This window comes from Cohnella sp. GCM10027633, assembly GCF_042675445.1.
GTDB lineage: Bacteria > Bacillota > Bacilli > Paenibacillales > Paenibacillaceae > Cohnella.
The window spans coordinates 379,122-398,893 of record NZ_JBHTGV010000002.1 but is presented as its reverse complement, the minus strand read 5'-3'; the positions used below and the strand labels follow the sequence as shown (position 1 = coordinate 398,893).

The window sequence follows — 19,772 nt, the reverse complement described above, 5'->3', positions numbered from 1 at the left end:
GCTTGCTTGCTTCTCTGATTTTTACTGATTCCGGTCTCACCCGACTTCCAGCCTGCCCTGCGAATGCCGGACAAGCTCCTCGTAATACCCGTGCAGCCCGAGCAGGTGCTCGTGCGCGCCCTCCTCGACGATCTCGCCGTCCCTCATGACGATGATCCGGTCGGCGTGCATAATCGTGGACAGCCGGTGCGCGATGACGAGCGTCGTCCGTTGCAGGGACACGACGCGCAGCGCCTGCTGGATCAACTGCTCGGTGTAAGAGTCCAGGTTGGCGGTCGCTTCGTCCAGAATCAGGATCGATGGCTGGAAAACGATGATCCGCGCGAATGAGATCAATTGCCTCTCCCCCGCCGATAGTCCGCTGCCGCGCTCCGATAACTTCGTCTCGTAGCCGTCCTTCATTCGACCGATCAACTGATCGGCCCCGACGAGCTTGCAAGCCCGGACGACATCCTCGCGGGAGATCGTCTCGTCGAACATGCGCACGTTATCGACGATGCTGCCCGAGTACAAGTACGGCTCCTGCTGCACCAATCCGATCATCCGGTGCAACTGCTCCTGCGGGATATCGCGAACGTCGACGCCGTCGATCAAGATGCTGCCCTCGTTCACGTCGTAGAATCGACAGAGCAGGCCGATCAGCGAGCTCTTGCCCGCGCCCGTCGCCCCGACGATGCCGATCATCTCCCCCGGCTTGACGTGCAGATCGAGCCCATGAATGACCGGACGGCCGTCCTCGTACGCGAACCGAATGCCGTTGAAGTCGATTTGCCCTTGAACCTTCTCCCGGTCTATCTCGATGAGCGCATGCGCGTCGCCTACGTCCGGCTTCGTGTCGAACAGGTTCCAGATCCTACCCGCGGCGACCGAAGCGGATTGCATCGTGTTCCATTGCTGCGTAATATTGCTGATCGGCTGGAAAAACTGACGAATATACGTGATGAACGCATACAGCACGCCGAACTCGATCGACTTGCCGAGCACCGCCATGCCGCCCAACCACGTAACGAACGCGACCGACAGATTGCCTAGCATATCGAACGAACGGTTGAAGAGCACGTTGGTCCGCACTTCCCGCAGATTGGCGCCGAGGAACGTCCGGTTGCGTTCCGTGAACCGGTTCACCTGCTCCTTCTCCTGGTGGAACGCCTGAATCAGGTTCATGCCGGCCAAGTTCTCCGCCGCGAAGGCGATCAGCCTGGACAGCGCCGTCCGGGAATTCTGGTACGTCTTGCGCATGTAGCTGCGGAACGAGACCGCGATCAGCGTAATGATCGGCAACAGGATGAGACAATAGAGCGTCAGCTCTACGTCGAGGTGGAACATGATCGCGAGGATGAATACGAGCGTCATGCCGTCCCGGATCAAGCTGATGAACACTTGCGTGAAAAACTGATTCAGCGCTTCCGTGTCGCTCGATACGTGCGTAATGAGACTGCCGCTCGGCATGCGGTCGAAAAACTTCATCGACAGCCGCGTGATATGTTCGAACAAGTCTTTGCGTATGCGCGCGACGATACTCTGCGCGGCCAGCTGGAGCAGATTGTTCAGCAGGTAGTTGAACAGGAAGCTAAGTACGGATAAGGCCAGATAGACGCCGCAGATGACGAGCAGCATGCCGTAATCGTTCTTGCCGGCCATGATGTTGTCGTCGATCGCGATCTTGACCAGGTAAGGCTGCATAAGGTCCGCCGCGATCGCGAGCAGGGTGAAGAAGCCGACCAGGAAGAACGTTCCGCGGTGAGGCTTCGCGTAACCGAGCAGGAAGCGGAAGATCGGCGGCTTCGCTTCCGGAGGAGTCTCCGTATTAGTTCGCATCGCGCGTCCCCTCCTCCTGTATCGCGTGCAACTCGGCGTATAGGCCCCGCTGCGCGAGCAGCTCCCGGTGCGTGCCGCGCTGCGCGATCCGCCCTTCGTCCAGCACGATGATCTCGTCCGCGTGCTTGAGCGCGCTGATCCGATGGGCGATGACGATCGTCGTCTTGTTCTTCCGCCGCGCGCGCAACGTCTCGACGATCCGCGTCTCTGTAACCGAATCGACCGCGCTGACGCTGTCGTCCAGAATCATGATCGGCGCTCGCTTGATCAGTCCGCGGGCGAGGCTCGTTCGTTGACGCTGGCCGCCGGACAGCGTCACGCCGCGTTCCCCGAGCTTCGTCTCGAACTTGTCGGGGAACTCCACGATGTTGCCGTAGATTTGCGCTTGCTTGGCGGCGTCCTCGACTTGGCTCAGCGCCGCGTCCCGCCGATAGAAGGCGATATTGTCGCGGATCGTCGTGCTGAACAGGAAGCCGTCCTGCGGCACGTACGCGATCTGATCGCGCAAGCTCTCGAGCGTCAAGTCGCGCACGTCGGCTTCGCCGATCCGAATCGTGCCGGCCGGCGGCTCGTAGACGCGCAGCAGCAGCTTCGCTAGCGTCGTCTTGCCGCTGCCCGTCTTGCCGAGAATGCCGAGCGTCTTGCCGGGCATGACGTCCAGATCGATGTTCCGCAGCGCCTCCCGTTCGGCATCGGGATAAGCGAACGTCAGTCCCCGAATGCGGATCGCCGCGTTGGTCAGGTCGCGCGACTGGGCTTGCTCCGCCTCGATAATGTCACCTCTCGTGGCAAGCAGGTCGTTGATGCGCTCGAGCGAGGCGCGCGATCGCTGCATCGTGTTGATGACGTTGCCGATCTGCTGCAGCGGGTTCACCATCATGCGCACGTACAGCGTCAGCGCCACGAAGTTGCCGAGCGTTATCCGATGATGAATGGTCAGATAGCCTCCGAAGACGATCGCGACGATGAGCGACAGCGTCCCCAGGAACGGAATCAGCGCTTGGAACAGCGACGACACGCGCACGAGCTTCAGCTGCTTATCGCGGATGCGGTCGACCGTCTCGCCGAACCGTCCGATCATGATGCGCTCGACGGCGAACTTCTTGGTCACCCGTATGCCCCCGAATTGCTCCTCCGCCGATTCCGTCATGCGCGCGAGCGATTCCTGTACTTCCTTCGAGCGGCCGCGGATGACCGGGCCGAACGTCACGACGATCCACGGAATGAGGACGAGCGGCAAGACGCTGACGGCGATCAGATACAGCGGGATGTCCCCGATCAGCATCATCGCGACCGCCGACACGATCAGAATGGCGGCGTTCGTCGTCTGGTTGATGCCCATCGAGATCGATTCCCGTACCGCGGTGACGTCGTTCATGACGTAGCTGAGCATTTTACCGACGCCGTTAGTAGAGTAGAACCGTTCGCTGAGCGTCGTGAAGTGATCGAACAGCTTGCGGCGGGTCACGAACTCGAACATTCGGCCGAGCCGCATGATGATATACTGTCCGAGTCCGCCCAATACGGCGAACGAGACGCCGATGCCGAGCAGCAACAAGCTGTACTCGATCACCCGGTCGCGCGTCATGTCGCCTTGCTGCAATAGATCGGTGAAGCTTCCGAGCAGCCTCGGATAATACGCCTGGATCACGTTCGCCGCCACGATCGAGAGCACGGCCAGCGCGTACATCGGCCACTTCTCCTTCAGGTAACTCACGAGCACACGCTGCGAATTCAAGCCTGCATCACTTCCTACCCGAATTTCCCCCGAAACCCTTTAACGCCACCATTTTAGAACTTTCTAACCGGGCGAACAAGGGAAGGATGCAGGCGAATAGCGCCGTTAAACAGAGGAAAATACGCCCCGCGCGTCGCTCACAGACGCATATGCTGTTTCTCGCGAAGTTACCGGGTTAGGCGCAAAAAGAACGGCCAAGGACTTCGGTCCTTGGCCGTTCAATCATTTCGGGTTAAACCAGGAGACGCGTAATGAATACTTCGTAAGTCTGGGTGGCACCGCTCTCGGCCACGACTTCGATCGTAATCGTCAAAGTCGACAATATCGAAAGGTCGAACGTGCGACTCGTCGACTTCACCCCGTTAATCCAAACTTGCGTCCTCGAATCGATGGCCGGAGCCGAGACCGTTGTCGAATTAACCCCGACGGCGACGCCAAGCGAATAACTTAACGTGGCATTCGAGAATGTCAGCGGAATGCCCGACAGCGTTAAATGGCTCAGGGCGGTCGTATTCGAAAGCGGCCGCGTGGCGTTGATCGTATACTTCGCTTTCCTGCCCGATTGCGCGGTCACCTCGACGTTGACGGCTTGCTCCGTCGTCGAGAAGGAAGTCCAAGTCGATGTTCCGCCGCTGCCAACGGTTTCGCCGTTCACGCGGATCGTCTGGTTATAATCGTTCGCGATCGGTTTGACCGATAGCATATAGGGCGAGTGCCCTCCGGATTCGAGACCATATGCCATGACGTACGTCGCCGTTCCGGCGATCAGGGACAAAGGCTTCTCCACGCTGTAGCCTGCCCAGATCCGTCCGATCAGCTTGACGTCGGAGAGGCCGACGTCGATCGACTCCGTTCCGACGATCAGCTTATAAACGAACGAATTCCCATCTTCGTCGACCGCGTGGATGAAGGCGTAAGTAGCCATTCCGGCAAAAGGAATCCTGTAGCCATTCGGCAACGTTCCGACTTTCTCGGCTTCTTGGCCCTCTTTGAGAACGACTCTGCGGACCTCCGTATCTTCGTCTGCGAACTGCGCGGATATATCAACGTATGAGGCCCCCGGTTGTACCTGCGCGTACCAGACGAGCGGGTTAATCCCATCGACGCCCGTAGACACGAGGGATGCCCCGTTGTCCTTCGCTTGAATGCCGGTCAGCGCCATGGAATCCGGCGGTGCGTCGCCGACCCAAATATGAAAGGCGTATTCACCCTCGACCCCGCCCGGTCCTTCGACTTGCGAGACGACTTCGTTCCACCCGGATACGATATCGAAGTAGTAACGTCCCCCTACCGGAGCGAGCGGCGATGCGCTTCCGTTGACATAGACGGAAGTAGCCCGGCTTACGTCTGCCCTGAACGCGACTTGATATCCGAGCGCCGCGGACGACAGGCTGCCGATAAATTCGTGTCCGTTAACCCTAACGATTCCCGTCGAGGAGAACGCCGTAGATGTAATCTTGTCGTTGCCCGCATAGCTCAGAATATCCGAGTATACGAACGAATTGGACGTCGAGATCGTCAAGCTCTTCTCGTATGAACCCTCGTAAGATGAAGCCTTAACTCGTATATGGTAATTGCCCTTGAAGCCGTCGTCGTAAGACGCGGAAGTCCGTAGACGACTCTCGCTGATCGCGAACATTCCGTTATCGTCGTCTCCTGATCCGGTTACGAGCGTATACGCGATAAGTCCCGTCCCGCCGGTCGCGCTCAGCGTTCCGATTTCCGTACCGCCGGTCGTGTAGTCGTAGAAGCTTGCGTCGTCAAGGGCGATATTAGTCGGAGATTCGTTGGCGTCCGCGACCACGAGCGCGAATGCCCTCTCAAAAGTTAATCCGTCGGAATCGGTGACGCGCACCCGGATGCTATAGTTGCTCTTCGTCTCGTAGTTGAACGCAGAAGTCGAGGACAACTCGTTGCCTACGACCGCGAACGCCCCGTTGTCTTGCCCTCCCGTACCTGCGACTAGCTCGTACGTGAACGTATCGCCGTCGTCCGGATCGACTGCGCTGAATTGGCCGATAATCGAACCGATAGCGATATTCTCCGCGAAACTCTCGTTAGAGAGCACGAGATTCGTAGGCGCATCGTCGATAGGCAAGACCGTAATCGACACGGTCGCGTAATCGGAATACGCTTGACCGTCGGACACCTTGTACAGGAAGCTGTCCGCTCCGACATAGTTGGCATTAGGCATGTATTCGAAGCTGCCGTCGGACTCGATTGTCACCGTTCCGAACGAAGGCGGTTGCCAGACGTAAGCAAGCGTCGCGTTCGCGTCCGGGTCGCCGACATAAGGAGCCAAGGATCCCGACAACGGCTCGTCCTCGCTGACGGTCAGTCCCGCAACCTCGATCGCGGTCGGCGGTTCGTTCACGTTCCAGGCTTCAATCTGCAACGCCTTCTCGAACGATGCTCCCTGGCTGTCCGTCGCCCTCAGGCGAATGCTGTATATCGGTTGAGTCTCGTAGTCGATTCTAGCGTTAACGGCCAGCCGATAGACGCCGTAATCGTTGTCGAACGCGATAGAAAACGAGCCGTTATCGTCATCCCCTACGCCGGATACGAGCTCATAGACGAACGGAGGACCGCTGTCCGGATCGGCCGCGGAGATGCCCGAGAAGAACGTACCTACCGGAGACTCTTCCGTTACGATCGGACTAGTCAACACGATGTCCGTCGGCGGCATGTTCACCGGAGGCGGAACGGCCGCGCGGCGAGCCGCGATCGTATACGTCTTCTTGTTCGCGCCGTTCTCCGCGGTCACGACGACCGCAATGAACGTGTCAAGGCCAGGCGCCTTTAGGCTTACGTTGCGAGCAGCTCCGCTGGAGACCGAATGACCGGCGACCGTGACGGTCGCGCCGGCGGCCGCGAACGGAGAGATTGACAGCGAATACGTTTCCGCCGATACAGGCAAGAGATAATCCGTCTCGCCGGCCGAGAAGCCTGCTATCGTCGTCCCATTGACCCGAAGATCGCTAAGCGTCGCGTCATCCGAAGGCACCGGCGGTGTTGACGGCGGCGGTGTTGACGGCGTAGACGGCGTAGACGGCGGCGGCGCGCTCGCCCCCGAAAGCTCCGCTTCCCGACGCTTCTTCTCCTGCTCGAACGCGAGCTTCTCCGCTTCCGTCAACCGGCTCTCGTAAGCTTCCAGCGCCTTCTTCTTCCGATCTTCCCCTGCTTTTCTATTCGCTTCCGCCTGCCGTTTCTTTTCCTCTTCGAGCTGCTTCGCCAGTGCTTCGCCGGCTAGGCGACGCTCCTGCTCCTGCCTGCGAAGCTCCTCCGCCCGCTGCTTGCGCTCTTCTTCAAGTCGGAGCTGATCCTCTTGCGTCCGCTTCTCCTCGGAGGTAACCTCAAGCGTTTTCTTCGTCAAATCCAGCGTCAGTCCGGACTGTTGCTTCACTTCCTCGACGATTTGTTCCAGCCGCGCTTGAGTCAACAATCCGTCCTTCACCGCTTGGTCGGCAATAGCGCCCAACAAATGCTCCGTGTTCGCCTTGAAGCGCGCCAAATCCGCAGCCGAGTCGCCGAGCTGCTCAGGCAACCCTTCTTCCTCGTATCGCTCCGCGTAATCCGCGTTCTCGTCGACGATATCCGCGGCGCTGCCGAGTATCGCCGACACGATGTTCGCGTCGCTCTGGCTCATGAGCAGCGACAGATCGACCGGGGCGATGTAGATGTCTCCTTGCCGCTCCTCTTCATCCCCCGTAATAATCGCTCGCTGGGTCGGATAAACGTCCTCTTCCCGACCGCCGCCGGAGACCTTCGTCTCCGTGCGGACGACGCCGGCCGCTACGGTCAACCGCGTATCCCCCGTCGCCGGATCGACGCTGACGAGCAGATGCGTGCCGCGGACGCCCATGACCGCCGTCGGGGTCTCTAACGTGAACTCGTCGTTCGACGTGGAGATCGACCGAACGTCGACCCATACGGAGCCTTGGTACATGCTCACCTTCGTCGTCGTGCCGCGTTTATCCGACAACTTCGAGAATGTTAGCTTCGTATTCGACGACACCGTCATCTTGTCGTCTTCCTTCGTGCCGTTGGCGAACTGAAGCACGACGGTCGCTCCCTCCCCCGTCGCCAACACGTCCCCTTCGTTCAGGCTCATTTTCGCGAATGCGGTGAATTCCTTGGAGCCTCCCGCCTTCTTCACCTTGACGGCGCCCTTCAATTCCTTAATGACGGCCACCCGCGACGTTGCCGCGGAGGCTTCCTCCGCGCCGATGCAGGCGATTACGGTAACCCATAAGAGAACGAACGCCAGCAGCGTCCGATTCGCGCGTCGAATAGACAACAATTCCGATCACTCCCGTACTTTGCAAATGACAGAGGAATCCCGCCTTCGCGATTGCGAATGAAGGGCATCTGTCCTACCTAGTATTATCGGAGATTCTGTCGAATGTTGCCACATTTTTCTCTAACTTTTGGTAATTTCGAACCCAAGAGCGTCATGATCCCGTCATATACCGGCAGCATGGCGAGGCTATATCGTGCTACTGGCCAATTTCAGCGCGGCGGAGCTCAGTAGCACGGTTTTACCGTGTTACAGCGCGAGTTTCCGCTTGGCGGAGCTCAATAGCACGGTTTTACCGTGTTACAGCGCGAGTTTCAGCCCGCCGGTGCTCAGTAGCGCGGTTTTATCGTGTTACAGCGCGAGTTTCGGCCCGGCGGAGCTCAGTAGCGCGGTTTTACCGTGTTACAGCCCAAGTTTCGGCCCGGCGGAGCTCAGTAGCGCGGTTTTTACCGTGTTACAGCCCAAGTTTCGGCCCGGCGGCGCTCAGTAGCGCGGTTTTATCGTGTTACTGCGCGAAAATCGGCTCGGCGACATCGATATCACGATTCCATCGCACTGCTGCATCTACGCCCGCCGCATTACCAGCCCTACTCCTCCAGCCCCTCGACCGGAACCAACAGCCCCCGCTCGAGACACGTCGAGATCGACAGCGAGCGTTCGCCGTCCGGGAACCGGATGCGCAACTGCTCGCGGTCCAGCTTCGCGATCTTGCCCATGCCGAATACGCGATGGGAGACGGCGAGGCCGACGGACAAGCCGGCGCGGCGGACGATCGCGTTCGGCGGTATGTCGTCGGCGACGAACGCGGCGGACGTCCCGCCGGCGCTCGGCTTGCCCCCCTTGGGTACGGCGCGTACTTCGCCGTACACGCGATCCTTCGCCGGATTCATAATATCCCTGACCGCCGACACGAACCGCGATTCCGTTACCTTCGCGCCGTCCCGCTCCTGGTACGTGATCAGCTCCAGCCGCTCCTTCGCGCGGGTCATGCCGACGTAGAACAGCCGGGTCGCCTCTTCGATGTTGCCGCCCATGCCCTTCGAGCCGCCGGCCGCTCCGGTCTTGATCTCCTCGGATGCCGGGATGACGCCCTCGACCAGGTCGACCATGAACACTTGCTTGAACTCGAGCCCCTTCGAGCTGTGCAGCGTGGACAGCGTAACCGCGTTCTGCCCCCGCCTCGCCTTCGCCTGCTTCAGCGCCTTCTCCAGCTCCTTCAGCCTGGCGGCGAACGCCTCCATCGTCTCCAAAGGCTCCGCGATCTCCTCCAACGTATTAAGGATTCCGATTAAATACTCCTTACGGAAGCCGAGCTTATCGCACATCTTCTCGATCGCCTTCTCGTAGCCGAGTCGCTCCCGGATGACGCCGATCGCCGCTTGCGGCGGCATTCCCCGCATCTCCGAGAACGTCTCCTTCGCTTGCTTGATCAGCTCGACCTGATAGCCTTGCAATGGCACGTGCTCGAGCAGGTTATCGAATACCGATTCCCCGTTCTGTATCGTCATTAGCTGCGCCACCTGTTGCTTCGTCACGTAGCCGCTCAGCTTCGTGTGAATCTTCTCTAGCAGCTCGGGCCTCCGGTCGGTGAACGTCATGCGCATGAAATTGAGCACGTCCAAGACGACCCAATGCGAGAAGAAGCGGTTGTCCGCGTCCTTCATGTAGAACGGAACGCCCGCGCGGTCGAGCGCGTTCATGAGCGCGATCGACGACGAATTGTTGCGGTAGAGCACCGCCGTCTCGGCCAGATCCGCCGATTTGCGCACTTCCTGGACGATATACTTCGTCTGCTTCGGATACGCCGAGAAGCTCTTGATCGCGATCGGGACGAGCAGCGGATTGTCGGTCGTCATGTGCTTCTCGTACCGGTATTTATTGCGCTTAATGAATTGGTTAGCGACGTTAACGATGTCCGCGGACGAACGATAGTTGCGCGCCATGAACAACGTAACCGCATTCGGGTACGCATCCTTGAAGTTCAATAGATATTCGGGCTCCGCCCCGCGCCAGCCGTAGATCGACTGGTCGTCGTCGGCCACGACGCACAGATTGCCGTGCGGCCGCACGAGCTTCTCGACGATCCGGTGCTGCACGAGCGACGTATCCTGGCTCTCGTCCGTCAGCACGTAGTCATAACGCTCCTGGTACCGCCGAAGCAGCGCCGGGCGCCCCTCGAACGCCTGCTCGCACATCGTCAGCAAGTCGTCGTAATCGAGCAGCAAGCGTTCCGGGTCTTCCCGCTTCAGCGCCTCGTAGGCGCGCACGATCCGCTCCGCTTCCGGCACGTCGGTCTTATAGAGCGGCCATTCGGACTCCGGAATCATTTTATTCTTAAGATAGCTAATATAGGTCGTCAGCTCGTCCAACTGGTCGTCGGTCATGTTGTCGCCGTTGATCGATCGGAACAGCTCGCGAAGCATCATGCGCTTATGCGGCTTAGGCACGCCGGGGGACGCATCCTCCCGGTCCCCGTCTCCTTCGATCATCTCGAACGTCTTCCCCGCTCCGCGAAAATAATGCCGGACGACCTCGAACGCCAAGCTATGTATGGTAGAAAAATCGACGGTCGGCACGCCCGGGAAAAACCGCGCGAACCGATCCTTCATCTCCGCCGCCGACGCCCGGCTGAACGTGACCGCCTTAATGCGCGAAGGGTTGACGCCCTTCTCCTCGATCAAGTAACCGATGCGCATCATGAGCGTCGTCGTCTTCCCCGAGCCCGGCGTCGCCAGCAGCAGCAACGGGCCCTCCGTATGTAGCACCGCCCGGCGCTGCTCGTCGTTCAGGACGATGCCAAGCTCTATCGTTTTGCGTTCGAAGAACGCCTCCGTATGGGATTGCATGTTGCGTCTTGCTCCTTCTATTCCGTCGCCGATTCTAGCACCCGTTCGATAGGTTCATGCTAGTATACCATGCGGCGGACATGCAAAACCCGCCCCAGGATATGGATCGGGGCGGGCCGTTACATGATGTTTCTATGATTCGTTCCTATTGTCCCAAGTACGATGCACTCCGGATAACACCGCCGCTACGCTCGACGAGCCTTCCCGAACCGTCAACGCGTTCGCGTAACCGGAGGAAGCGATGCCCTCGTATAGCCGATCGGCGAAGTCGACGTCCGATCCTGCGCCGGCCGGCGGGAACTCGGCTTGCAGAACGGCTCGCGCCGTCCCTTCTTCGCGAACGATACCGAAGCTTGCCGTTCTGACCCGCTGCGCACGCTCGCCGTCTACCGACAGCGCGAGCTGGTCGAGCAACAGCGCTTCGAACAGCTCGCGAATGGCGTCGAACTCGTAATCGTCCATCGTGCCGTTCAGATCGAGATCGCCGCCGCTCAGCTCGATCGCGGACTTCTCGTCGATCGAGAAGGTCAGCATCGTGCGAGAATCGGATAGCTCCAGCACCGTGGAGCTCGCGTTCGAGGCATGCGCGTAACCGGTGCGCAGCAGAGGGAAGACGGCGATCGTCGCCATCATCGCTATTAATATCGCGGCGCGAACCGCGTTCGTATACGTCTTGGACATCTGGCGTACCTCCTAAGTAGAGTGCGATTACCTCCACTATAGCGAAGCCCCGCCGTACCTGTAAATCGCTCTCCCGCCGCTAGGGGAGCGGGATTCGGGCGACCGAAGCAGCGATTTTACATCCGTCTAACGCGCGGTTTACGATACTGATTTTCGCCGAACATTCCGTTAACGCCGCGTTCATCTTCCGCCGTTCCGAGCTTCGTTCCGAGGCTTGATCGAGAGTTTTGTTAAATTTTATTCAGGACGCCTTCACTCCCGATAACGGCTTCGATATTGGCCCGGGGGCATCTGCTTCTCCCTCGCGAACGAGCGCGTGAAATAATGCACCGAACCGAATCCGACCTTCTCGGCGATTTCCTTAATCGGAAGCTCGCTCGTCGCGAGCCATTTTGCGGCCTGCCGCACCCGCTCCGCTCGGACGTACTGCGTGAAGCTCTCCTTGATCCCGTCGTTGAACAAGCGGGACAAGTGGCGCTCGGACACGTTCAAATAGCCGGCGACTGCGGACAGCGTAAGCGGGCTGGCGATATTGTCGCCGATGAACAGCTTCGCTTGCCGGAGCAGACTCGACGCCCGGCGTCCGGCGGCGCGATTGCTCGAGGCCGGGCCGAACAGCGCGGGGAACGAGTGGAGCAAGGCGCAGATCGCAAGCTGCAGCGACGGTTCCTGCAGCGCTCCGCCCGGCGAATCATGCAGCAGCAGCGACTGCCACAGCAAGGCGGTCGGACCCGGTACCGGTTCGCGAACCCAGGGGACGCCGTGAACGGACATTTCGTCGAACTGGCTTATCGCCTCCGGCACCGTTCGCGAAAGATCAAGTTCGAAGGCGACGTACAGCAGGAACAAGCCTTCGTCCGTTCGGATTTGATGGGTGACGCCCGGCCGGGAACAGAAGTGATCTCCCGGAGCCAGAGGGTACAGGTTGCCGTCGTCCATGTATTCCCCCTCGCCCCCCATCACGTAGCAAATCTCGAAGAAGGAATGCCGGTGCACCGGGTTCGTCGGAAGCTTGGCGACCGCGCCCCAGTAATGGATTTTGAACGCAGCGCGATCGGAATCGATCGCAACGGCGTATTCGTTCAGCCGGGAATGGCTTTCCTGAATGGCATGCACGGCGTTCGCCTCCTGAACCGATGTCCGTTTTGTACAACAACGCGTCTTCCCGAGCCAAAGACGACATCTACTCCTTCTTGCTATCATCCTAGCTAGAGAAGGAACGACACAATATGACGATGGAGGCCGGTAACGATGATTGCGATTTCGGAGAAAGACGTGGATTTCTACAAAGAGCAAGGCTACCTGTTGGTTAAAGGGGTGTTCGGCCCCGAAGAAGTGGAACGGATGCGCGAAGCGGTCGACAAAATCATTAAGCGCGCCGCGGCCGCGAAGGCCGATCGCAATGACGCTTGGCAAGGAGACTTCATGCCTCCCGAAGAAATGAAGAAGCTCGTGTTGAAAGGCTTCCATGACGTGCATTATCATGACGCGTCATTCACGCGCGCTGCGACGCATCCGAACATGGTTGCCGTGTTGTCGCGGATTATCGGTCCCAACGTGCAGTTGCATCACTCGAAAATGCTCGTGAAACCGCCGGAAGTCGGAGCCGCGTTCCCGATGCACCAGGATAAGCCTTATTTTCCACACTTGAACGATACGATGTTGGCCGCGAGCGTCCATCTCGACTACGCGGACGAGCGGAACGGCTGTCTTCGGGTAATCCCCGGCTCCCACCTCGGCGGCGACCTCCCGCACGTCGGATCCCATTACTTGAATCACAAGCAATATCCGATTACGGACGGTACGCCCTGTCCGGCCGACGCGGGAGACGTGCTCTTCTTCAACTACATGACGATTCACGGCTCGGAGAGCAACCGGAGCGAGAGAACGCGGCGCAACGTGCTCTTCCAATACCGCGACGCGAGCGATGTTCCGACGAAGAACGTTCATATCGATTGGGGCATGGGACTGATGGTATGCGGGGAAAATCCCGATTTCGCAAGAGCGGCTCCCAAATACCAAATTCTAGAATAGCATGCCGATAGAAAAAAAGCCCGAAACGAACGAAGCGTTCGTTCCGGACTTCGCGAAGTCTAGCAACATATCAATATCCGCGATTCTTCTGCGATAATGGCACATACCGAATCTCTCGCACTCGAATAGCTTGTACATGTAGGAGGTGATGAAGCATGGCAAGATTCGAGAACGAGTATACGGTATCCGATCTGAGCCGCGAGGTGAACGAATTCGACGAGTTCTGGACGCGTACGGTGAACGCCACTCAAGTCGTCTATACCGCTACGGCGGACGATGCCAAGATCACGATCTATTCGATTTCGGACGACGGCGATTACGACAGGCAAGTCAGGTTGTACTTCGCCTTGGGCAGCGTAGTCGTCATCATCGGCTCGGCGGTCCACTACCCGCCTCACACGGGCAGAGCTTAACGAAAGAATAACCGCGATCGGCTTCGGCCGGATCGAGCACACGGGAAGCGCCGCGACCCCGCCAGGCTAGTCTCGCTTCGCTTGCAAATACTTCTCCGTCAATATAGAGAGCACTTGGATGCCGACTTCGTTCTGCCCGCCTTCGGGTATGATGAGGTCGGCATATTTCTTGGACGGCTCGATGAACGCTTCGTGCATCGGCTTCACCGTCTTCAAGTACTGGTCGTGAATCGATTGAATCGAACGACCGCGCTCTTCGATGTCCCGCAGTACCCTACGCAGGATGCGCACGTCGGGATCGGTGTCGACGAACACTTTGATGTCGAGCATCGCGCGCAGATTCTCGTCGGACAGCACGTGCAACCCTTCAATGATGACGATGTTGCAGGCGCGCAGCTCGACCGTCTTGTCCTTGAAGCGCGAATGGGTCGGAAAATCGTACACGGGCGCTTGCGCGGCACGCCCTTCCTTCAGCATCTTCAAATGCTCGATCATGAGGTCGTTGTCGAAGACGAGCGGGTGATCGTAGTTGATCTTCTCGCGCTCCTCCATCGAGAGGTGCGGATGGTCTTTATAGTAATTGTCCTGCGAAATGAACGTCACCTTGTCCGCTCCGAGGCGTTCGATGACGGAACGGGCTACCGTTGTTTTGCCGGATCCGGTGCCCCCCGCGATTCCGATAATAAGCATGTCCTGACCGTGCGCCTCCCTCGTCTGCTACAGACTCAATTCCCGTATTGTAGCATAGCGGAAGGTCAATTCAAACGAGCGGCTTACCGCTCGCCCTTCGCGTGTTCGTCCAGCTTGCGGAACAGATCGCGGAAGATGGCATCCCGGTCCAACATATAGGCGTTGCGGATGAAATGACGACCCGGGTGGAAGCTCCACGTCTTCTGCTCCGACAACAGCGGACTATGCATAAGATCGGTGTGAACGAAAGATGGATTCACGAGGTAGGCGATGGCGGACAAGTCCCAGATGACGCGCGAATAACCGAAATGGTCGCCGCTGCATTCTTCGTAACGTTCGGCCAGGAAGTCCCCGATCTCCCCTTTGCCCCGCACGTAGTGCTCGATCTCCGGTAGCGTCGTAATCAGATGCGAAGCGACGCCCATGCACGGGATGAGGACGAACGGCACGCCGCTGTCCAGCACGACCCGCGTCGCGTGCAGGTCCTGCTGCAGGTTGAACTCGTTCGTATCCCGCCAGCTCAGCTGATGTCCGCCCAACCAGACGACGACGATCTTCCGGACGATGGAAGGCTCCAGCAGGATCGCGGACGCGACGTTCGTGATCGCCCCGATCGCCGCGACGTAGAGGGGCTCGTCGTCCGGCATCGCCAGCGCCTTGGCGACGAGGTCGCGCGCGGCCGGGCTGTCGACCGGCGTCTTCGCGTCCGGCAAGTAGCTTTCGGAGCCCGCGAAGACGACGCCTTCCGAACGAAGACCGAATCGTTCGTAGATGCGGAGGATCTCTTGGTGGCTCTTCTCCATGCCGTCCTTGGGGCCGGTCGATAGATCGTTGAAGAAAGGAGCGGCGTATACGGCATCCAGCGTCACGCGCTCCGGCGACAGGATCGCGTAAGCCAACGCGAATTGATCGTCGATCTCGTTGAATGTGTCCGTGTCCAGCACCATGCGCAAGGGACCGCTCGGCGGCGTCAGCCGTTCGATGCGCCATTGTTCGGTAAGCTTCGGATATTCCATGGTTGGTTGAACCTCCGTCGGTTATACGATTTGAATTTTCTCGACATGCACGATTAGCGGCAGTACATAGGAATATCTTAAGCGAACGGCGAATATATCGGTTTAACGATCTGGCTATGTTATTTCATGATCTGGCTACATGATGCAACCTACTCGAACGCTTCGGAGGTACCTCGCGATGATCGCCCGCACGGACTTCATCTTCCAAGCCCTGCATGCCGCGAATAGCTACGTTTCCATGCACCGGCATCGCTGTTACGAAATCGTCTATTACCGTCAAGGCCATGGCACGACCCGGATCGGCAGAGCCGAGTATCGATACGCCCCGCATGCGTACGCGATCATTCGTCCGGAAACCGTTCACGACGAAACCCGGATCGAAGCCACCGAAGTGCTGTGCGCCGGATTTCGGATTCAGGACTCGCGGCTGCCGCAGCCGGACGAGGGCATATTCTACGACGACGAGGAGCGAACGATGGAACGGCTGCTGCTCTCGATGCGAGTGGAGATGACCGATAAGCCCGATTATTATGGGATGAAGCTCGATCTGAGCATGGGCGAGATCCTGATCGGGCATTGCCGCAGGAACAGCCGCCCGGTGCCGGAGCAGCCGGAAGAACATATCCGGTTCGCGCGCAATTATATCGACGAGCACTATAACGAGAATATCGGGCTGGAGCGGCTCGCCGCGATGTCCGGCTATAGCTACCATCGGTTCAGGCATCTATTCAAGCTGCGGTACGGCCAGTCTCCGATGAAGTACATGCTAAGCAAGCGACTGGACCAAGCTCGCATGCTGCTCGCGCAGACCGACTTGCCGGCATCGGCGGTCGCGCGGCGATGCGGCTTCGCGACCGCCGCGCAATTCAGCACTCTGTTCAAGCGAGAGCTCGGGGAGACGCCGGCGGGCTATCGGAGCCGGCAATGAAGAAGACCGCCAGGGCATCTATGCCTGGCGGTCTCGTTATGAAGCAGGATCAGTTCCCCAGCAATCTACGTATGCTCTCGTCCGCGAACAGCTCGCTGACCTTGAACGACACGCAGGATAGCTTCTCCGATGCGACGACGTCGTCTTCCTCGAACAGGTTGCTCGCCTCATACTTGCCGCCTGCCAGCGTTAACTGCTCCAACGTCCGTGCGGATGGGTCGACGATCCAATACTCCGGCACGCCATGCTTCGCGTAGATCGGCAGCTTGCGGACGCGGTCCCGCTTGCGGGAGCCCGGCGACAGCACCTCGACGACGAGATCCGGCGCCCCCTCGATCCCGCGCATCGTCAGGATCTCCATACGGCTGCGATGAACCATGACGATGTCCGGCTGCAGCACGTTCATGCGGCTCAAGATGACGTCCAGCGGCGCGGTCAAGATGACGTAGTCGGATTTACAGCTTCGGCTCAGCAATAACGATAACTCCATGCCAATCCCTTGATGCACGGTCGACGGCCCCGGCGACATCATCTCCAGCACCCCGTCGAAGATTTCATACCGGTGCCCGTCCTCCGGCATCGCCGCGTATACGTCGTACGTCACGAGCTGCTCCTTGACGCGATCGTCCTCTTTTTTCCCGCTCACGTTTCTTCCTCCCCATGATGCGAAAAACACCCCGACAAAGCAACACGTCCCGTGTCCGGCTTTGGCGAGGTGCTCCCCCGATCGATTACCATATGACTCTATTATGTACAAGCTGCTAGAAATTGTCAATCTCGCGCGACGATTGATACAAGTTAGAGCCGTTAACGACATATTCATGGATAACGGGCTTTCATGCCAAGCAAGAGGGGGAGATCGGATGAATCGGTTGTTGAAGCTGTTCGGGCTGATCTCCGGCATCGCCCTCCTCGATATCGTCGTGCTGTCTCCGGGATTGTTCGGCGTGAGCATCGGCGGCGATAACGCGCTCGAGTCCGCCTTCGGCGTTACCTTCGTCTTCATGAGCGTGCTCGCGCTGCTATACGGAACGTACGCGTTGCTGCTTCGTCCGCCCGACAAGACGTCCGTTCGCGAACTGCAGACGAGCGACGATTACATAGAAGCGCTTCGCCGCCATAAGCACGTGAAGGCGCTGAAGGCCGATATCGGGATGGCGTTGGAGCAGATCGATCGCATGAACAAGAAGCACGACGCGCTGCTCTCCGTCCTCGGCCAGCGGTTCGACCCGAGCGAGCTGAGCTACAAGCGGTTCGGCTCCGTCATTCGCGACGTCCATTCCCTCTTCTACCTGAACATCCGCGGCATCGTGAACAAGCTGACGGTGTTCGACGCCGCCGAGTACGACAAGTTCGCGGGCGAACCAAGACCCGCGCACCTGTCCGACAAGCTCGTTCGGGAACGGAGCGAGCTGTACCGGCAATATACGGCCTACGTATCCGGCGCCGTGGGGGCGAACGAAGAAATTCTGCTCAAGCTGGATAAGCTTCTGCTCGAAGTGTCCCGGCTGGACAGCACGGATTACGAGACGATCGAAGCGATGCCGGGCATGATCGAGATCGACGAGTTGATCCGCCAGACGAAATTCTATAGATCATAGAGGGGGATGGTTGGTCATGGCGAAGGGCAGAACGCTCGCGATCTTCGTCGCCATCGCGGCGATCGCGTTCGCGCTCGTGTATTACGGCATCCGGCTGACGTCGGACTGGGGCAAGAGCGATTCCGAGACGACGGCGGAGGATTCGGCGAAGCGGCTCGACAAGTTGTACGGGCGCATATCCGTAACGACCGCCGCGCCGATCAAGGGACAGATCGACCTGGATCCCGTCTCCGTAGGCGATTCGCTTCCGGACATCGACAAGTATCCGGTATCGGTAGACAACGCGACGCCCGATTACATCGAGATTTTCTCCTCCACGGAGAAGTCCGGAACCGGCAACGACGGCTGGCTGAACGAAGTCGCGACCGCGTTCAACGGAGCCGGCATCGAGGTAGACGGCAAGCCCGTGTCGGTCAAGATACGCAATATCGCGTCGGGCACGGCCGCGGATTACATCCGTTCAGGGAAGCACGTCCCGGATGCGTATACGCCCTCCAACGAGCTGTGGGGCGAGATGGTCAAGGCGCAAGGCACCAAGATCGAACTCGTCGCGAAGCGACTCGTCGGCAACGTAGCCGGCATCGTGACATCGCAGGCCAAGTACGACGAGCTCGTCGACAAGTACGGCTCCGTGAACGTGAAGACGATTACCGACGCGATCGCCGCCGGCGAACTGGCGATGGGTTATACCGATCCGTTCGCCAGCTCGACGGGGCTGAACTTCCTCGTCACCGCGCTGACGACGTTCGGAGGCGCCGACCTGCTCGGGGAACAGGCGGTGCAAGGCTTCGAGCGATTCCAAGCGAACGTGCCGTTCCTTGCGTCGACGACGCTGCAGATGCGCGAGGCGGCGAAGTCCGGCATGCTGGACGCCTTCGTCTTCGAGTATCAGCAATACGCGAACGCCGACGACCTGAAGGACGGCTACGTGTTCACGCCGTTCGGCGTCCGGCATGACAGTCCGCTATACGCGCTCGGGGATCTTCCGCCGGAGAAGCTCGACATCGTGAAGAAGTTCGCGGATTTCGCGGGGCAAGCTCAGTACCAGGAACTGGCGAACAACCGGGGATTCAACGGGCTTGAGGATTACGCTTCGGAGTTGGCGCCGGTCGACGGCAGCCTCCTCGCTTCCGCCCAGAAGCTGTGGAAGGAGAAGAAGAACGGCAACAAGCCGATATCCGCCGTCTTCGTCGCCGACGTATCCGGCAGCATGGAGGGCGATCCGCTGAAGCGACTGAAGGAGTCGTTGTTGAACGGGCAGAAGTACTTGGGCCGCGACAACCGGATCGGCTTCGTCTCCTACTCCGATACGGTCACGATCGACGTGCCGATCGGCAAGTACGACGCGAACCATCAGTCGCTGCTCGTCGGCGCGATCGACAATCTGCAAGCCGGCGGGGGCACCGCGACGTTCGACGGCATCGTGGTCGCGATCAAGCTGCTGCAAGACGAGTTGGCCGCGAACCCCGGCGCGAAGCCGCTCATCTTCGTGCTTAGCGACGGAGAGACGAACCAGGGCCATTCGCTCGAAGATATCCGCGGGCTCATCGAGAGCTATAAGATTCCGATCTACACGATCGGCTACAACGCGAACATTCAGGCGCTTCAGAGCATCTCCGGCATTAACGAGGCCGCGAGCATCAATGCGGATACCGACGACGTCGTGTACAAAATCGGCAATCTGCTCAACGTGCAAATGTAAGTCCGTAC

14 protein-coding genes are annotated in these 19,772 nt (G+C 59.1%); 5 read left to right on the top strand and 9 right to left on the bottom strand.

The genetic code is table 11. The features are described 5' to 3' along the window. Positions 1 to 36: 36 nt before the first annotated feature. The 6 genes from ACFQZG_RS06290 to ACFQZG_RS06265 form a co-directional block, all read right to left on the bottom strand. Positions 37 to 1,818: an ABC transporter ATP-binding protein gene (locus ACFQZG_RS06290; protein WP_378150707.1), complete on the bottom strand. Its 1,782-nt coding sequence runs from the start codon at positions 1,816 to 1,818 to the stop codon at positions 37 to 39. After that, positions 1,808 to 3,556 (bottom strand): ABC transporter ATP-binding protein, encoded by a 1,749-nt coding sequence (locus tag ACFQZG_RS06285; protein WP_378150706.1) that lies wholly within the window; start codon positions 3,554 to 3,556, stop codon positions 1,808 to 1,810. Before ACFQZG_RS06285 ends, ACFQZG_RS06290 begins: the two co-directional genes overlap by 11 nt. A gap of 232 nt (positions 3,557 to 3,788) precedes the next feature. Beyond that, entirely contained in the window at positions 3,789 to 7,853 is a 4,065-nt protein-coding gene (locus ACFQZG_RS06280) for a cadherin-like beta sandwich domain-containing protein (RefSeq protein WP_378150705.1), read from the bottom strand. A gap of 587 nt (positions 7,854 to 8,440) precedes the next feature. After that, entirely contained in the window at positions 8,441 to 10,699 is a 2,259-nt protein-coding gene (locus ACFQZG_RS06275) for an ATP-dependent helicase (RefSeq protein WP_378150704.1), read from the bottom strand. 132 nt (positions 10,700 to 10,831) lie between these two features. Further along, positions 10,832 to 11,380 (bottom strand): hypothetical protein, encoded by a 549-nt coding sequence (locus ACFQZG_RS06270; protein WP_378150703.1) that lies wholly within the window; start codon positions 11,378 to 11,380, stop codon positions 10,832 to 10,834. A gap of 252 nt (positions 11,381 to 11,632) precedes the next feature. Then, complete coding sequence (locus ACFQZG_RS06265) at positions 11,633 to 12,496, bottom strand: AraC family transcriptional regulator (RefSeq protein WP_378150702.1); 864 nt, start codon at positions 12,494 to 12,496, stop codon at positions 11,633 to 11,635. Between the two features lie 135 nt (positions 12,497 to 12,631). On the opposite strand from ACFQZG_RS06265, the gene ACFQZG_RS06260 reads away from it, so the two are divergent. Together ACFQZG_RS06260 and ACFQZG_RS06255 are read left to right on the top strand one after the other, a co-directional pair. After that, positions 12,632 to 13,414 carry a phytanoyl-CoA dioxygenase family protein gene (locus ACFQZG_RS06260; protein WP_378150701.1) on the top strand — a complete coding sequence of 261 codons (783 nt, stop codon included), beginning with the start codon at positions 12,632 to 12,634 and terminating at the stop codon, positions 13,412 to 13,414. Positions 13,415 to 13,569: 155 nt separating this feature from the next. After that, complete coding sequence (locus ACFQZG_RS06255) at positions 13,570 to 13,827, top strand: hypothetical protein (RefSeq protein WP_378150700.1); 258 nt, start codon at positions 13,570 to 13,572, stop codon at positions 13,825 to 13,827. Between the two features lie 66 nt (positions 13,828 to 13,893). Here ACFQZG_RS06255 and udk read toward each other — a convergent pair whose 3' ends face one another. Next, positions 13,894 to 14,517 carry a uridine kinase gene (gene udk, locus ACFQZG_RS06250; protein ID WP_378150699.1) on the bottom strand — a complete coding sequence of 208 codons (624 nt, stop codon included), beginning with the start codon at positions 14,515 to 14,517 and terminating at the stop codon, positions 13,894 to 13,896. A gap of 83 nt (positions 14,518 to 14,600) precedes the next feature. Next, positions 14,601 to 15,533 (bottom strand): nucleoside hydrolase, encoded by a 933-nt coding sequence (locus ACFQZG_RS06245; protein WP_378150698.1) that lies wholly within the window; start codon positions 15,531 to 15,533, stop codon positions 14,601 to 14,603. Between the two features lie 178 nt (positions 15,534 to 15,711). On the opposite strand from ACFQZG_RS06245, the gene ACFQZG_RS06240 reads away from it, so the two are divergent. Beyond that, complete coding sequence (locus ACFQZG_RS06240) at positions 15,712 to 16,461, top strand: AraC family transcriptional regulator (protein WP_378150697.1); 750 nt, start codon at positions 15,712 to 15,714, stop codon at positions 16,459 to 16,461. A gap of 49 nt (positions 16,462 to 16,510) precedes the next feature. Here the strand turns inward: ACFQZG_RS06240 and ACFQZG_RS06235 are convergent, their stop codons facing one another. Then, the gene (locus ACFQZG_RS06235; RefSeq protein ID WP_378150696.1) at positions 16,511 to 17,107 is read right to left on the bottom strand and encodes a Uma2 family endonuclease; all 597 of its coding nucleotides are present in this window, start codon (positions 17,105 to 17,107) and stop codon (positions 16,511 to 16,513) included. Positions 17,108 to 17,324: 217 nt separating this feature from the next. On the opposite strand from ACFQZG_RS06235, the gene ACFQZG_RS06230 reads away from it, so the two are divergent. Further along, on the top strand, positions 17,325 to 18,062 hold the full coding sequence (locus ACFQZG_RS06230) for a hypothetical protein (protein WP_378150695.1): 738 nt from the start codon (positions 17,325 to 17,327) through the stop codon (positions 18,060 to 18,062). 16 nt (positions 18,063 to 18,078) lie between these two features. Then, positions 18,079 to 19,764, top strand: coding sequence for a vWA domain-containing protein (locus tag ACFQZG_RS06225; RefSeq protein WP_378150694.1), 1,686 nt, complete (start codon positions 18,079 to 18,081; stop codon positions 19,762 to 19,764). Positions 19,765 to 19,772 lie beyond the last annotated feature (8 nt).

Excerpts from the sequence above, each read along its gene's own strand:
- ACFQZG_RS06260 (WP_378150701.1), top strand. The coding sequence starts at position 12,632 with ATGATTGCGATTTCGGAGAAAGACGTGGATTTCTACAAAGAGCAAGGC.
- ACFQZG_RS06270 (WP_378150703.1), bottom strand. The coding sequence starts at position 11,380 with ATGTCCAAGACGTATACGAACGCGGTTCGCGCCGCGATATTAATAGCG.
- ACFQZG_RS06225 (WP_378150694.1), top strand. The coding sequence starts at position 18,079 with ATGGCGAAGGGCAGAACGCTCGCGATCTTCGTCGCCATCGCGGCGATC.
- ACFQZG_RS06240 (WP_378150697.1), top strand. The coding sequence starts at position 15,712 with ATGATCGCCCGCACGGACTTCATCTTCCAAGCCCTGCATGCCGCGAAT.
- ACFQZG_RS06290 (WP_378150707.1), bottom strand. The coding sequence starts at position 1,818 with ATGCGAACTAATACGGAGACTCCTCCGGAAGCGAAGCCGCCGATCTTC.
- ACFQZG_RS06275 (WP_378150704.1), bottom strand. The coding sequence starts at position 10,699 with ATGCAATCCCATACGGAGGCGTTCTTCGAACGCAAAACGATAGAGCTT.
- udk (WP_378150699.1), bottom strand. The coding sequence starts at position 14,517 with ATGCTTATTATCGGAATCGCGGGGGGCACCGGATCCGGCAAAACAACG.
- ACFQZG_RS06255 (WP_378150700.1), top strand. The coding sequence starts at position 13,570 with ATGGCAAGATTCGAGAACGAGTATACGGTATCCGATCTGAGCCGCGAG.
- ACFQZG_RS06245 (WP_378150698.1), bottom strand. The coding sequence starts at position 15,533 with ATGGAATATCCGAAGCTTACCGAACAATGGCGCATCGAACGGCTGACG.
- ACFQZG_RS06230 (WP_378150695.1), top strand. The coding sequence starts at position 17,325 with ATGAATCGGTTGTTGAAGCTGTTCGGGCTGATCTCCGGCATCGCCCTC.